Source organism: Bittarella massiliensis (ex Durand et al. 2017), assembly GCF_017566145.1.
Lineage (GTDB): Bacteria > Bacillota > Clostridia > Oscillospirales > Ruminococcaceae > Bittarella > Bittarella massiliensis_A.
The window spans coordinates 1-214 of record NZ_JABFCL010000311.1 but is presented as its reverse complement, the minus strand read 5'-3'; the positions used below and the strand labels follow the sequence as shown (position 1 = coordinate 214).

The following is a 214-nucleotide window of genomic DNA, read 5'->3' as shown; positions in this document are numbered from 1 at the left end:
GCTGAAAGGCGATGAGACAACGATCTGGTCTCAAGTGGTGGCCCTGGCTGATGTCTACGACGCGCTGACAAACGAGCGGGTCTATAAGCCTGCGTACTCCGCAGAGAAGGCGGCGTCCATGATTGTGGGTGGAGAGTGTGGATGCTTCAATCCGGAACTTCTGGAATGTCTGACATTCATTTTGAAGGAAACAGGAGGAAGTATATGAAGAGGA

At 51.9% G+C, this 214-nt stretch carries 1 protein-coding gene; it reads left to right on the top strand.

Features of this window, described 5'->3' with window-relative positions:
* Positions 1-208: HD-GYP domain-containing protein (locus HJY11_RS14465; RefSeq protein ID WP_368041631.1), on the top strand; the 208-nt coding region annotated here is incomplete at its 5' end.
* Positions 209-214: the final 6 nt, after the last annotated feature.